The sequence below is a fragment of the Neobacillus sp. Soil_C_43 genome (genome assembly GCF_057656715.1).
Genome location: NZ_JBDGJV010000005.1, coordinates 65,312 through 78,658, shown reverse-complemented (window position 1 = coordinate 78,658; position 13,347 = coordinate 65,312). Strand labels below are relative to the sequence as shown.

The following is a 13,347-nucleotide window of genomic DNA, read 5'->3' as shown; positions in this document are numbered from 1 at the left end:
AAACAACATTGTTGATATTTATACCCTGTTGATTGGAGTGGAGGGCGCGAAGACTCCTGTGGGAGTACGGTTCAGGGGAGACCCCGCAGGCGCAAGCGCCGAGGAGGCTCGCCGAAACGCCCACGGAAAGCGAAGCGCCTGGAGCGGAAATCAACAGACAATTTTAACAAAGCCAATATTTTTAGAGCAAGACAGGCACGATTGGTAAAATCGTGTTTTTTTTTGCGGAAAAATACCAATTATGGTTTTAATCACAGTAATCAGATACAAACATTTGTACTGCTTTTTATGATAAAATGAAAGATAGAGTTTTTTACAGTTTATAGGAAGTGAGGTTGGCATATGACATTAAGAATGGTAATTGGACGATCAGGAAGCGGCAAAACTGCCATGTTTCTTGATGAAATACGTACTCGACTAATCAATCAACCAGAAGGCACTCCCATTATATATATTGTTCCTGATCAGATGACATTCTTATCTGAATACCGCTTGGCTACTGACCTAAAGCTAAGGGGGATGATTCGGGCACAAGTATTTAGCTTTTCCCGGTTAGCGTGGAGAATCCTTCAGGAAACAGGCGGTATAAGCCGTGTACATTTAAGTAATGTCGGAATTAATATGTTAATCCGCAAAATAATTGATGAGCAGAAGGACCAATTGAAGCTTTTTCAAAGGGCTGCAGATAAGACTGGATTCGTTCAGCAAGTAGAGCAAATGATTATCGAATTTAAGAGGTATTGCATTAGTCCCGAGGAACTAATGCAAGCCCCAAAACAGGTTGGAGCAGGAGAAACCTCTGGTTCAATGGCCCTGAATGATAAATTAATGGATTTAGAAATTATTTATCAAAAATTCGAAGAGGAAATATTCGGAAAATATCTTGATTCTGAGGATTATTTTCGTCTTCTGTCAGAGAAGATATCCAGCTCTTCCTATTTGAGAGAGGCAGAAATCTATATTGATGGATTTTATAACTTTTCACCGCAGGAATATCGTGTGTTAACCGAGTTGATGAAACATTGCCAAAGGGTTTCCATCGCGTTGACAACGGAGCACCTTTCAGTAGAATCTGGACCAGATGAGCTTGATTTGTTTCGCTTATCAAGTGAAACCAGTTACTCCATTTATGATTTGGCAAGGGCAGAAGGGATAGAAGTGGAGGAGCCTGTTACCCTCCAAGAGCAAAAAAAATGGAGTCATCTGTCCTTACGTCATTTAGAGGGAAATTTTGATGCCCGCCCGGCCATTCCTTTTTATGGGAAGACGGAAATAAATATTTGCCAAGCTGTCAACCGCCGAGCTGAAATTGAAGGAATTGCAAGAGAAACTCGCCGCTTAGTTAGAGAAAAAGGGTACCGCTACCGAGACATCGCATTACTAATCCGTAACGGACAAGACTATCATGAAATTGTTGAGCCAGTATTCGAAGATTATCAGATTCCTTATTTTATTGACCAAAAACGGACAATGTTAAATCATCCTCTTATTGAGCTAATCCGCTCGACGCTGGAAGTTACTAACACATACTGGCGCTATGAATCTATTTTCAGAGTCATTAAAACGGAATTAATCTATCCGTTACAGGAAAATCCGATAAAAATGCGGGAGAAGATGGATAGGCTTGAAAATTACGTCTTGGCTTACGGCATTAAAGGAAGTAAGTGGACGAAAAAGGATCGCTGGAGTTACCGGAGAATTAGAGGGCTAGAGTTGGATGGAAATGGCCAAACCGATGCCGAACGTAAAATGGAGCAGGAATTAAATGAGTTAAAGCTAATGGTAACAGCACCGATTCTCCGCCTTTCAAGGCGATTGAAGAAGGCAGATACCGGACGTAAACTTTGCGAAGCCATCTATTTATTTTTAGAAGAATTAGATATTCCTGAGAAGCTTGAAAAGTGGAAAGTGGAAGCGGAAGAAAAGGGTAATCTTGTGAAAATGCGAGAGCACGAACAGGTGTGGAACGCGGTCATTGATTTATTAGATCAATATGTAGAGATTTTAGGAGATGAACCAGTCTCACTAAAGTCCTTTGCAGCTATCTTAGAATCTGGATTTGAGTCTTTACATTTTTCCCTAATACCACCTGCACTAGATCAAGTTTTAATTGGAGACTTAGAGAAATCAAGATTAATGGATATCAAGGTCTGTTTCGTGGTTGGCGTCAATGAGGGAGTATTACCAGCGAAAATATCAGACGAAGGAATACTATCAGATGAAGACCGGGAAATGCTTCTTTCAGCAGGTATCAACGTCGCACCAAGCAGTCGAACACGTTTGCTAGATGAGAATTTTCTAGCCTATAAAGCTTTTACTGCACCCGCTGAGGTGCTTTACGTAACCTATCCATTAGCAAATGATGAGGGGAAAGCTCTAATTGCCTCCTCTTATATCAAGAGGATAAAAGATATGTTCCCTGAGGCGAGAGAACATTATTATGTTTCAGACCCAGCTGAATTGCCGGAAGAGGGACAGTTAAGCTTTATTACAAACTTTACCACAACATTATCTTATTTGACCTCCCAACTTCAGCTGAACAAACGAAATTACCCGATTTCAAATCTATGGTGGGATGTGTATAACTATTATTTAGAAAGTCCGGGAAAGGAAAAGGCAAAAAAAGTGTTTTCGAGCCTTTTTTATACGAACCAGACGGTTCAGCTTTCTACACAGGTGGCAGACGAATTATACGGTGATACCATTCAGGCGAGTGTATCGAGAATGGAATTGTTTAATAGCTGTGCTTTTACTCATTTTGTTCAGCATGGTTTGAGGCTTCGAGAAAGACAAATTTTCCGCTTAGAAGCGCCTGATATCGGAGAGTTATTTCATGCAGCTATAAAGTATATTTCTGATACAGTTAATACACAAAACATCTCATGGGCACAGTTAACGAAAGTGCAATGTGAGGAATTATCCAAAGAAGCAGTCAATGCTATAGCTCCAAAATTACAAAATGAGATTTTGTTGAGTTCCGAGAGGCATCATTATATCAAGCGTAAATTAGAGCAAATTATTACCCGTGCTTCACTTGTGTTAAGTGAGCATGCAAAAGTAAGTGGATTCTCCCCAATTGGATTAGAATTGGGATTTGGAGCAAATGCGGAACTGCCGCCATTAAGTTTTCCATTAAAAAATGGAAAGAGAATGGAGTTAGCTGGGCGAATTGATAGGGTAGATCAAGCAAAGAGTGAAGACGATAATGTGTTCTTAAGGGTAATTGATTATAAATCGAGTGAAAAAGACGTTCATTTAAGTGATGTATATTATGGTCTCTCACTGCAAATGATCACCTATTTGGATATTGTTATGACCTACTCAAAGGAATTAGTCGAGATGGAGGCAAGTCCTGCAGGTGTCCTTTATTTTCACGTTCATAATCCGCTTATTAACTCAACAAAATTGTTGACGATGGATGAAATCGAAGCAGAAATTATGAAGAAATTTAAGATGAATGGATTATTATTAAGTGATCAAAGTGTAATCAAACTCATGGATCAAACGCTTGAGTCAGGTGATTCGCATATTATTTCTGCTGGAATTAAGAAGGATGGGAACTTAACCAAGCGTTCAAAAGTGGCTAGTATGGAGCATTTTAATGATTTAAGAAATTATGTAAGGACGCTGTATCAGAAAACGGGGAACGCTATCGTCGATGGACATGTAGAGATTTCTCCATATAAACAGAAGGACAAAAAGGCTTGTACCTTCTGTCCTTATAAATCAGTTTGTCAATTAGATGAAGGAATTGAGAATAGTCCTTACCGTGTGATTACACCATTATCAAATGAAAAGGTACTTGATTTAATCCGAGAGGAGTTGAGTGGAAATGAGTAATTCTTTTATCCCGCCGAAACCTGCAGATGCTACTTGGACAGAAGATCAGTGGAAAGCGATTATGGCTAAGAATAAAGATATTCTCGTAGCAGCTGCGGCCGGATCAGGAAAAACGGCAGTCCTTGTTGAAAGAATCATTCAAAAGATTCTTTCAACCGATGACCCCATCAATGTGGATGAATTATTAGTGGTGACATTTACGAATGCTTCCGCTGCGGAGATGAGGCATCGAATTGGAGAAGCATTAGAAAAAGCGATTGATGCGGATCCTGGTTCTCGGCACTTACGAAAGCAGCTCAGCTTACTAAATAAAGCCTCCATTTCCACTCTTCACTCTTTTTGTATGGAGGTTATCCGGAAGTATTATTACTTGATTGATGTGGACCCCGGGTTTCGAATCGCAGATGAAACCGAAGCACAGCTAATTAGAGATGAAGTAATGGACGAGCTTTTTGAAGTAGAATACGGTAAACCAGAAAACGAAGCCTTTTTTAATCTAGTTGATTCGTTTACGAGTGATCGAAGCGACGATGCGCTACAGGATATTGTGCGATCGATTTATGATTTTGCCCGTTCAAATCCGATTCCAGAGCAATATTTACAATCTATTATTGATATGTATAACGTTGTTCCGACAACAAATATTGAAGACCTTCCATTTGTCCAGGCGCTTCTTTTTGATATTGAATTGCAACTGGAAGCTGCAAAGGAAATGATAAAGCGAGGCTTGGAGATTACCAAGCTACCGAATGGACCAGCACCTAGGGCGGAGAATTTTTTAGATGATCTGCATGTAATTGATACACTAATAAAAGCGAAAGAAGATTCTTGGGAGACATTGTATCAAGCCATGCAAACCTGGTCCTTTTCACGTGCAAAGCCAGTGAAGGGTGATCACTTCGATAAGGAATTAGCAGAGAAAGCCCAAAAACTGCGGGAAAAAGCAAAAAAGAAAATTCAAGATATTGGTGAAGAACTCTTTTCGCGTAAGCCAGATGGTTTCTTGCGAGATATGGAAGAAATGAAACCGTTAATTGAAACACTTGTCTATCTTGTAAAAGACTTTGCTGAGCGGTTTGAAAAAGCAAAGAGAGAAAAAGGACTAGTGGACTATGCCGATCTCGAGCATTTTTGTCTGCAAATTTTAACAGGAGAAAGTCCTGGTGTAGGTGAATTTCAACCTTCAGAGGCAGCACTTGCATATAGGAGACATTTTAAAGAAGTCTACTGTGATGAATATCAGGATACAAATTTGGTGCAAGAAACAATACTGAAGCTAGTGACGAAGGATGAGGAGCAATTTGGCAACCTGTTCATGGTCGGGGATGTGAAACAGTCCATCTACCGGTTCCGGTTGGCAGAGCCAAACCTGTTTTTAGGTAAGTATAATCGTTTTACTGTTACTGGTGAATCAACAGGATTGCGAATCGATTTGGCACGAAATTTTAGAAGCAGGAAAGAAGTACTCGAGGCGACCAATTATTTATTCAAACAAATCATGGGTGTAAGAGTTGGTGAAATTGAATACGATGAAGCAGCAGAACTGCGGAATGGGGCACCGTATCCAGACGATGAACCATTTCCTGTAGAGCTGATTCTTATCGATCAAAATGCTGAATTACAAGAAACATCTGAGGAAACAGAAGCAGTGGCTGAAATGGCCCAGGCCGGATTTGATGCGACAGAACTTGAACAATCTCAACTTGAAGCCAGAGTAATGGCTGCTAAAATTAAAGAATTAGTCCAACAGGGTTCACCTGTTTATAATACGAAAACGAAGACGAACCGTACGTTAAAGTACCGAGACATTGTCATCCTGCTAAGATCCATGACATGGGCACCGCAAATCATGGAGGAATTTAAGCAGCAAGGCATTCCAATCTATGCCAATTTATCCACAGGCTATTTTGAGGCAACTGAAGTTGCGATTATGATGTCCTTGCTCCGAGTGATTGATAATCCTTCCCAGGATATCCCGATTGCATCCGTGCTGCGTTCACCTATCGTCGGTCTAAATGAAGAGGAACTTGCTAAAATTCGCATTCACCAGAAAAAGGGGTCTTTTTGGGATGCCGTTACCACTTTTTGTCATAGCAAGCCTGACGAGACAACTGAAACTTTTTATGAAAAAGTCCGACGCTTTTATGATGCTCTAACAGAATGGCGTTCAATGGCCAGACGAGGTTCACTGTCGGAGTTAATTTGGCAGTTATACCGTGATACTCAGTTCTATGATTTTGTCGGCGGTTTGCCGGGTGGAAAACAGCGCCAAGCGAATTTACGAGCTCTTTATGACAGAGCACGGCAATATGAACAAACCTCCTTCCGTGGGTTATTCCGGTTTTTACGTTTTATTGAACGAATGATTGAAAGAGGGAATGACTTAGGTGCTGCCAGAGCTTTAGGTGAGCAAGAGGATGTTGTGAGAATTATGACCATCCATAGCAGTAAAGGGCTTGAATTTCCGGTTGTGTTTATGGCAGGAATGGCAAGACAATTTAATTTGTCCGATATTCGTAAACCATATATGCTAGATAAAGAATATGGATTTGCTGCAAAGTATGTCAATATAAAGAAACGGATATCGTATCCATCACTGCCGCAAATTGCTTTTAAGCGAAAGAAGAAAATGGAAATGCTCGCCGAGGAAATGCGTGTATTATACGTGGCAATGACAAGGGCAAAAGAGAAGCTATATGCAACGGCTACCTTAAAGGATGCCATAAAAAAAATCGATCAGTGGAATGATGTCTCCTCTAATACAGAATGGTTGTTAAAGGATTATGAAAGGGCATCAGCAAACAGCTACATCGATTGGATTGGTCCTGCACTTATTCGTCATCAAGACTGCAGTGAATTGCGAACCAGAGGTGAAGTCAATATACTAGTTCCATCAGAAATTACCAATCATCCTTCTTCATGGAACATTTCATTAATAAATGCGGAAGAAATTAAAAAACAGGAACTAACACTTGAAATGGAACAAGACCACTTTATGGATATGGTACAAAAGGCAGAGCCAGTACCAGTAGAATCCCTTTTTGCTGAGGAAATACAAGACCGATTAACTTGGGAATATTCTTATCCAAGCGCAGCAATCCATCGCTCAAAGCAATCGGTTTCTGAAATCAAGCGCAGCAGGGAAATAGCGGATGAACATAGCGGTACAGAACTTGTTCGGCATTTTAAGAAGACGATCTCAAAGCGACCTAAGTTTATGCAGGAAAAACAATTAAGCCCTGCTGAGCGGGGGACAGCCATGCATATGGTGATGCAGCATGTGGACCTATCAAGACCTATTAGTGAGGAATCTATAAAGGAACAACTTGAATGGATGGTAAATAATGAGTTGCTTACCCCAGAGCAAGCGGAGGTCATTGATAGCAAATTAATTGTTCAGTTTTTTCATTCAGAACTGGGACAAAGGTATTTTCATGCGAAAGCTATTCATAGGGAAATCCCGTTCACACTCTCACTGCCTGCAAATGAAGTTTATCCAAATTGGAAAGATTCAGAGGAAGCTGTTTTTGTACAAGGAATTATTGATTGCATCCTTGAAGATGAAAATGGCTTGGTACTAATTGATTATAAATCAGATGGAATTACAGACAGGTATAAAGGTGGTTTTTCACAGGCAAGTCCCATCCTTGAAGAGCGTTACAAGCTGCAAATTAATTTATATACAAGGGCGATTGAACAGATTTGGAAAAGAAATGTTGTAGAAAGATATTTATTTTTCTTTGATGGAGCCCATATCTTAAAGGTTAATAAATAAGTTAATTAAAAAATGAGGCTGACATTGAGTCATCCTCATTTTTTAATTATTACCCGCTATAGGCTGGTCGATAAGGTTTGTATCAAGAACATTCGTACCGCTTAATCCATTATTAGTTATAATGAATCCCCCAGTATTAAATGCTCCTGAACCGGCATTTGTTTTGGACCCGCTTTTCGGTGAAATATATAAGGCATCCCCAAATTGCACAATTCCCCCGCCCACGTTAACAATTTGTACTGGACCGATAATCGCTGGCATCTAAAACATCCTTTTCATTGACTGATTCCATATAATATTTAACCTATGCGTGGATCATTGTCCTTGTTCTTGATCTTCCTCTCTAGGAATAGGCAGAAGCTGTCTGATATGCTTTACCCGTACCTCCATTGAAACATCTTTGCTGTTACCTACATGTAAGAGCGAGGAGGATGAAATAGCGATGATGTCAATGTTATGAACCTTAATAACTGGGTTTAAGTGATGTTGAGAAAATAAAAGGTCCTCGTTTACTGGTTCGAAGGGTATTGGCTCACTATAGACAGGATAGGAAAAAAGATCCCCTTCATTTCCATAAAACTGCTCTGTTTCCCTTTGTACAGCGAGTGCTTTAGAAAATCCATTAATAATACAGGAATCTCCTAGTTGGAGGATAGAAGCAAACGAGACGATGTCTATATTAATTGCATCGACACATGATGTTCTGGCAAGCATAATCAAGTCACGTCCGATTGCAGTGGGACAAAGGGACCGATAATTAAGGATTCAGCAGGTGTATCAAAAGTTGATGCTAATTGAATCGATTCCGTATCGCCTACCAAGACTAATGACGAGCTGGCTACCCCAATAATTTTTATATTTTGGACGATTAGCTCACGGTTATAGACTTCAAAGTTCATTCCGGTTTCATCCCTTTCACGTGTTCTGGCAGGTTTGTAAAAAACACATTTACTCCATTTTTAATCTCCTGCTTGATTGCTTCGATGATTAAGTCATCACCATTTGTATTTTCTGATGACCGCTGATTTTGTAGATTAGCTTTTAAATGATGTTCAATCCGGTTAGGAAGTTGCTTCGTTATATCTTGCTTGATAAAGGATAAATAAGATCCATTCGGTGGAACATTTAATTCTCTTTGGGTGGATTCTACTATTGAAGGTAAATCTGTCTCAAGATATCTGTAAATCGCTTCTTCGATTTTCATGGATCGCTGCATTTGGTCCTTCGGTGGAGGCGTGACGTTCATCTGCTGATTTTGAACGGCAAAGTCTTCAATTTCAGATAAGTCAGAAGGATTAAGGCCGATGTTTAATGTTCCTTCAAGAGTTTCTACCTTCAATTGATCAAATTTATATTCAATTTTATCGACTCGAATTGGTTGCTTCTCCTTTATTTGCTTCATTTCTTCTTGCATTTTTTGAACAGTAGCCTCCAAGGTAACGATTCTCTTTTCCTGTGCTTGAATATACATTTGCAGCCATTGAAGGTATTGAGAATAATCCTGATACATGAAATCACCTCACTATAGATAGTCTCGAACAGCCCAAAAAGATAGCTGGAAGTATTATTTGTCTTAGTTTGCATTGTCTTGCTTTCTAACAGCTGCCTGTAACGGAACGGCGGGTGTACCTACTAAGCTTCCTAGAGCTTGAATTGGCTTGGGGGATGGAGCTGGGGCTGTAAATCCCCCTGTATTATATAGGTATGCTGAAGGTTTTATCATTCCAGCACTTCCAATTTGCATAACAGAAGAATTGGAAATACTTCCAATTCGTATAAAATTAATTTGAATTGACTGCTGAATATAGTAATTCATTTTAGACCACCCATTTTTTAAGCGTTGAGGGTAATTGGTTGATCGATTCCATCTTGGTCTGATGTATTTGTAGAACTCATGTTGTTGTTGAGACGTAAACTCTCTCCTGTATTAAAGGAGCCAGCTCCAGAGAAAGTTTTGGCCGTAGATAATGGCATAATTTTATACACATCGCCAATATGGAAAACTGAACTGCTTCCAAGGGTAATAACCTGTGCAACTCCAACGATGGCTGGCATGATCAACATCCTTTTTTATTGATATCTATAAATTATATGTCTGGGCGATTGTATGGTGAATGATTCGCCTAAAAAAATTGGCAACTGAGGTAAATTGAGGATTATATACGCATTTTATGTCGATTTTATAAGGGTATAAGTGAAAAATAGGTAAAAACACCTATAAACTTCGATGTAAAATAGTATTTTAGTAGGATATTCTCTAAGGGGAAAAAGTTCTATTATGTGAGTAAGAGATCAGTCGGACAAACAAACACTGATTCTCGATAAAGGCAAAGCTGATGAAAATCAGTGACGCAAAGCTACAGGGGCTAAGGTGCTTTTGCACTACGCCAGCCAGTTACCGAAAGAACAGGGTGTTTCATATTAGCACTACTATTTACTCATAGGTTTCCTATGTCTATTTAGCAGTCTATTTTACTAACCCCCCTTTCGGTAAAGGCGGGGTTATTTCTTTTATTCGGAGGTGAAAAAAGTGAAAGTCGTGAATCTGTCAAACGGAGCGGAACTGGCAAACAATCTATCAACAGCTGATACCTTTTTTAAAAGATTAAAAGGTCTGATGTTTTCGAAAAGTTTACCAGCAGGACACGGCTTGTTAATCCAACCCTGCCAATCCATTCACACATTCTTCATGAATTATTCCATCGATGTCCTTTACTTAAGTGAAGATTTTGAAATTGTAGGCCTGGACGAAACGGTAAAGCCTGCAACAGTAGGAAAGTATCACAAAAGAGCAAAGTCAGTATTAGAATTGCCAGCAGGCATGATTCAAAAAACGGAAACAAAAATTGGAAACTATTTAACTATAAATTGAAAAGGGGTTTTTACAAATGATGAAAAAAATGAAAGCTTTATTTACAGAAGAACAAGGACAAGGTATGACTGAGTATGGTTTGGTGTTAGGACTTATTGCGGTTGGAGTAGTGGCAGTTTTGATCGCAATGCGTGGTCAAATTGAAACTTTATTTAATAATGCTAAAGATGCTATTGCAGGCGCAGGAGCAGACGCCGCTGATACAACTGGCGGCACTAATTAATATATTTCTAAGCTTGATGTTCTACATAGCCTTGCGTTCTCTCAAAACGTGAGGCTATTTTCTTTCAAAAAGATGAAATCCTTTAGGAGAGGAGAGACTCAAGGTGTGGAGTAATTATTTATTAATCATTCTTTTATCTATATGTGTTATTACAGACATCAAGGAACGGAAGATTTATAATGCGGTCTTATTTCCTTTTTTAATCATAGCATTGTTTTTTCACACCATTAACGGAGGATGGCACGGATTAACGGAAGCATTTCTTGGCACAGCTGTTGGTTTAGGAATATTATTTATTCCCTATCTACTTGGAGGAATGGGGGCAGGAGATGTCAAACTACTTGCTGTCATTGGTGGGTTAAAGGGGATTAGTTTTGTTTTAATGGCATCTTTATATATGGCTCTAGCGGGTGGAATCATGGCCATCATTTTTCTCCTTTATCGTAAAGGATTGTTAAAGAGATTCCTGTACATGATTCATGGCGTACGACATGGCATGAGGCTTTCGCTAATAGAAGATAGTAATTCCATGAAAACAACTCTTCCTTACGGAGTAGCCATCGCTGCAGGTGCCATCTATCAAGCTTATTTTCCAGGAGTATTCTCTCTATGAAAAAGGATGAGCGGGGCCAATCGTTGGTGGAAACAGCGCTTATCGTTCCTATTTTTCTATTAATTTTAGTGGGAATCCTTGATTTTGGTAGAGTGATCTATTCCTATGCGCATTTGCAGATGGCTGCGCAGGAAACGGTTAGGCAAGGAGGTCTTGGGAAGAAGGATGCTGACATTTCAACTTTCGCCCACCAATATATTCATTTAGGGGATACGACAAAATTACAGGTGACAATCACTCCAGCGGATACAGTCAGGCATTCAGGTGACTATGTAACGGTCAAGCTAAAATATCCAATGACTTTTTTAACTCCTATGATTTCCAAGTTCTTCCCCTCCGATTTTGCCATCGAAACAAGTTCAACGATTCGCGTAGAGTGAGGGATAAAAATGCGTAACTTTTTTAATGAATTTCTGAGGGATGAAAAAGGGAATGTTCTCATTCTAGGTGCAATCTCACTAATGACAATTCTATGCATGGCAGGCCTGGCGATAGATGGAAGCCTAATTTATATGGAAAAAGCGAAGTTACAAAAGGTTGCAAATGCAGCCGTTCTCTCAGGGGCGCAGGAGCTGCCAAATACAGAACAAAAGGTTAGCAATACGGTTCAATACATCTTAGACTCTCATAAAGCTGCTAGTACGTTAACAAATTTAGATATTAACATGGGGAGTAAAGTTACCATACGGTTAACAAAGTCAGTTAACCTGACATTTATGAAATTATTTGGTTTCGAAAAAACAGACGTCACAGCCAAAGCTACAGCAGGCTTAGGAGCGATAGGAAAAGCAGTAGGGGCCGCTCCATTAGGGATTGACGAAAGTGTTGTCCTAGAATATAACAAAACGTACCAATTGAAAGTAGACTCATCAGGAGTTTCATCAGGAAATTTTGGTGTCTTGGCACTTAGTGGACCTGGGGCAAAAACCTATGAGCAAAATTTAAGATACGGATATTCGGAACTTCTAAAACTAGGCGATGTTGTTGACACGCAAACAGGGAATATTGCAGGAAGTACAAGATCTGCAATAAATGAACGGGTAAATGGCTGCACACAGCCGCCAGGTGATTACAGTTTACGTAGTTGTTCTAGAATTCTGCTTATACCGGTTTATAAACCTTATGGCTTTGATACAAATCAATTAAAACAGATAAAAATCACTGGTTTTGCCTATTTTTATATTACGGATCCTATGAGTTCGACAGATACCTCTATAAAAGGAGTTTTTATAAAAAGGGCTGGAGCAGGGACGTTTGATGTGGGTGCTCTGGACCGGGGAGCATACAGTATACGATTAACGGAGTAGGTGAAGCGAAATGAAGGCGAAAATGGTATTACTGCTATCACTTGTGATGGGAATGATTACAACATTTTTGTTTTTTCAATATACGAAGCAGATGAATACACAAAAGGTTTCTACGGTCGAGATGACCAACGTGGTAGTGGCAAAAGAAAAAATAGATAAAAATGAAAAAATTGCGACAGACAAATTAGAAGTGGTACAAAAACCGGCGAAAGATGTACTTCCACAAACGATAAAGTCTGTGACGGATGCAGAAGGAAAACTAGCAATAGCCATGATTGAAAAAGGGGAGCCCATACTATCACATCGACTTGGATCGGAGAAAGAAGAAGGGGTTTACGTATCAAGGAAAGTCATGGAAGGGTATCGTGCTGTAACTGTAGGGGTAAACATTAACCAATCGGTCTCGAATTTAATAGAGCCTGAGGATGAAGTGGATGTTATTCTTACAAAAGTAGCTAAAGATGCTGCAGGTAACTCTATAACACAATCAGATTTATTGCTGGAAAAAGCAAGGGTTTTAGCTGTGGGAAGAAAAATGCAGACACCTGAACAAACGAAGGAGCCGTATACGGAATACAGCTCGGTAACATTAGAACTAAAACCCGTGGATGCGCTAAAGCTAGTCAATGCTTCAGAAGAAGGAAAGATTCACTTCATTCTAAATAAACGGCCGTTAATGGATGAAGCTACGAATACAAAGGCAAATCAATAAGTAAT

General features: G+C 39.6%; 14 protein-coding genes and 1 riboswitch. Of the genes, 8 read left to right on the top strand and 6 right to left on the bottom strand.

Annotation, left to right across the window (positions count from 1 at the left end):
* Window positions 1-342 precede the first annotated feature (342 nt).
* Together addB and addA are read left to right on the top strand one after the other, a co-directional pair.
* Window positions 343-3,840: a helicase-exonuclease AddAB subunit AddB gene (addB, locus tag AC3A54_RS09160; RefSeq protein WP_487654215.1), complete on the top strand. Its 3,498-nt coding sequence runs from the start codon at window positions 343-345 to the stop codon at window positions 3,838-3,840.
* Window positions 3,833-7,615 (top strand): helicase-exonuclease AddAB subunit AddA, encoded by a 3,783-nt coding sequence (gene addA, locus AC3A54_RS09155; protein ID WP_487654214.1) that lies wholly within the window; start codon window positions 3,833-3,835, stop codon window positions 7,613-7,615. The genes addB and addA overlap by 8 nt, the downstream gene beginning before the upstream one ends.
* A 42-nt stretch (window positions 7,616-7,657) precedes the next feature.
* Here addA and AC3A54_RS09150 read toward each other — a convergent pair whose 3' ends face one another.
* From AC3A54_RS09150 to AC3A54_RS09125, 6 genes are all read right to left on the bottom strand, one after another.
* Entirely contained in the window at window positions 7,658-7,876 is a 219-nt protein-coding gene (locus AC3A54_RS09150; RefSeq protein ID WP_308080596.1) for a spore germination protein, read from the bottom strand.
* Window positions 7,877-7,930: 54 nt separating this feature from the next.
* Window positions 7,931-8,329 (bottom strand): spore germination protein GerPE, encoded by a 399-nt coding sequence (locus AC3A54_RS09145; protein WP_487654213.1) that lies wholly within the window; start codon window positions 8,327-8,329, stop codon window positions 7,931-7,933.
* 2 nt (window positions 8,330-8,331) lie between these two features.
* Complete coding sequence (locus tag AC3A54_RS09140) at window positions 8,332-8,514, bottom strand: spore gernimation protein GerPD (RefSeq protein WP_308080594.1); 183 nt, start codon at window positions 8,512-8,514, stop codon at window positions 8,332-8,334.
* Window positions 8,511-9,125, bottom strand: a complete 615-nt coding sequence (gerPC, locus tag AC3A54_RS09135) for a spore germination protein GerPC (RefSeq protein ID WP_487654212.1) — start codon at window positions 9,123-9,125, stop codon at window positions 8,511-8,513. The genes AC3A54_RS09140 and gerPC overlap by 4 nt, the downstream gene beginning before the upstream one ends.
* Before the next feature lie 63 nt (window positions 9,126-9,188).
* Complete coding sequence (locus tag AC3A54_RS09130) at window positions 9,189-9,431, bottom strand: spore germination protein GerPB (protein WP_487654211.1); 243 nt, start codon at window positions 9,429-9,431, stop codon at window positions 9,189-9,191.
* Between the two features lie 17 nt (window positions 9,432-9,448).
* Window positions 9,449-9,670 (bottom strand): spore germination protein, encoded by a 222-nt coding sequence (locus AC3A54_RS09125; protein WP_487654210.1) that lies wholly within the window; start codon window positions 9,668-9,670, stop codon window positions 9,449-9,451.
* A 261-nt stretch (window positions 9,671-9,931) separates the two neighbouring features.
* A riboswitch (cyclic di-GMP riboswitch) is annotated at window positions 9,932-10,018 on the top strand.
* 127 nt (window positions 10,019-10,145) lie between these two features.
* On the opposite strand from AC3A54_RS09125, the gene AC3A54_RS09120 reads away from it, so the two are divergent.
* From AC3A54_RS09120 to cpaB, 6 genes are all read left to right on the top strand, one after another.
* Window positions 10,146-10,487 (top strand): DUF192 domain-containing protein, encoded by a 342-nt coding sequence (locus AC3A54_RS09120; RefSeq protein ID WP_308080590.1) that lies wholly within the window; start codon window positions 10,146-10,148, stop codon window positions 10,485-10,487.
* A 16-nt stretch (window positions 10,488-10,503) separates the two neighbouring features.
* Window positions 10,504-10,710: a Flp family type IVb pilin gene (locus tag AC3A54_RS09115; RefSeq protein WP_335547953.1), complete on the top strand. Its 207-nt coding sequence runs from the start codon at window positions 10,504-10,506 to the stop codon at window positions 10,708-10,710.
* Window positions 10,711-10,813: 103 nt separating this feature from the next.
* Window positions 10,814-11,323 carry an A24 family peptidase gene (locus AC3A54_RS09110; RefSeq protein ID WP_487654209.1) on the top strand — a complete coding sequence of 170 codons (510 nt, stop codon included), beginning with the start codon at window positions 10,814-10,816 and terminating at the stop codon, window positions 11,321-11,323.
* Window positions 11,320-11,703 carry a TadE/TadG family type IV pilus assembly protein gene (locus tag AC3A54_RS09105; RefSeq protein ID WP_487654208.1) on the top strand — a complete coding sequence of 128 codons (384 nt, stop codon included), beginning with the start codon at window positions 11,320-11,322 and terminating at the stop codon, window positions 11,701-11,703. Before AC3A54_RS09110 ends, AC3A54_RS09105 begins: the two co-directional genes overlap by 4 nt.
* A gap of 9 nt (window positions 11,704-11,712) precedes the next feature.
* The gene (locus AC3A54_RS09100) at window positions 11,713-12,630 is read left to right on the top strand and encodes a pilus assembly protein TadG-related protein (protein WP_487654207.1); all 918 of its coding nucleotides are present in this window, start codon (window positions 11,713-11,715) and stop codon (window positions 12,628-12,630) included.
* A gap of 10 nt (window positions 12,631-12,640) precedes the next feature.
* A complete protein-coding gene (gene cpaB, locus AC3A54_RS09095) occupies window positions 12,641-13,342 on the top strand; it encodes a Flp pilus assembly protein CpaB (protein WP_487654206.1) in 702 nt (233 codons plus the stop codon).
* Window positions 13,343-13,347: the final 5 nt, after the last annotated feature.

What these genes read in the sequence shown, in the direction of transcription:
- AC3A54_RS09105 (WP_487654208.1), top strand. Translation starts at nt 11,320, where the DNA reads ATGAAAAAGGATGAGCGGGGCCAATCGTTGGTGGAAACAGCGCTTATC.
- AC3A54_RS09130 (WP_487654211.1), bottom strand. Translation starts at nt 9,431, where the DNA reads ATGAATTACTATATTCAGCAGTCAATTCAAATTAATTTTATACGAATT.
- addA (WP_487654214.1), top strand. Translation starts at nt 3,833, where the DNA reads ATGAGTAATTCTTTTATCCCGCCGAAACCTGCAGATGCTACTTGGACA.
- AC3A54_RS09115 (WP_335547953.1), top strand. Translation starts at nt 10,504, where the DNA reads ATGATGAAAAAAATGAAAGCTTTATTTACAGAAGAACAAGGACAAGGT.
- AC3A54_RS09150 (WP_308080596.1), bottom strand. Translation starts at nt 7,876, where the DNA reads ATGCCAGCGATTATCGGTCCAGTACAAATTGTTAACGTGGGCGGGGGA.
- cpaB (WP_487654206.1), top strand. Translation starts at nt 12,641, where the DNA reads ATGAAGGCGAAAATGGTATTACTGCTATCACTTGTGATGGGAATGATT.
- addB (WP_487654215.1), top strand. Translation starts at nt 343, where the DNA reads ATGACATTAAGAATGGTAATTGGACGATCAGGAAGCGGCAAAACTGCC.
- AC3A54_RS09100 (WP_487654207.1), top strand. Translation starts at nt 11,713, where the DNA reads ATGCGTAACTTTTTTAATGAATTTCTGAGGGATGAAAAAGGGAATGTT.
- AC3A54_RS09125 (WP_487654210.1), bottom strand. Translation starts at nt 9,670, where the DNA reads ATGCCAGCCATCGTTGGAGTTGCACAGGTTATTACCCTTGGAAGCAGT.
- AC3A54_RS09145 (WP_487654213.1), bottom strand. Translation starts at nt 8,329, where the DNA reads ATGCTTGCCAGAACATCATGTGTCGATGCAATTAATATAGACATCGTC.
- gerPC (WP_487654212.1), bottom strand. Translation starts at nt 9,125, where the DNA reads ATGTATCAGGATTATTCTCAATACCTTCAATGGCTGCAAATGTATATT.
- AC3A54_RS09140 (WP_308080594.1), bottom strand. Translation starts at nt 8,514, where the DNA reads ATGAACTTTGAAGTCTATAACCGTGAGCTAATCGTCCAAAATATAAAA.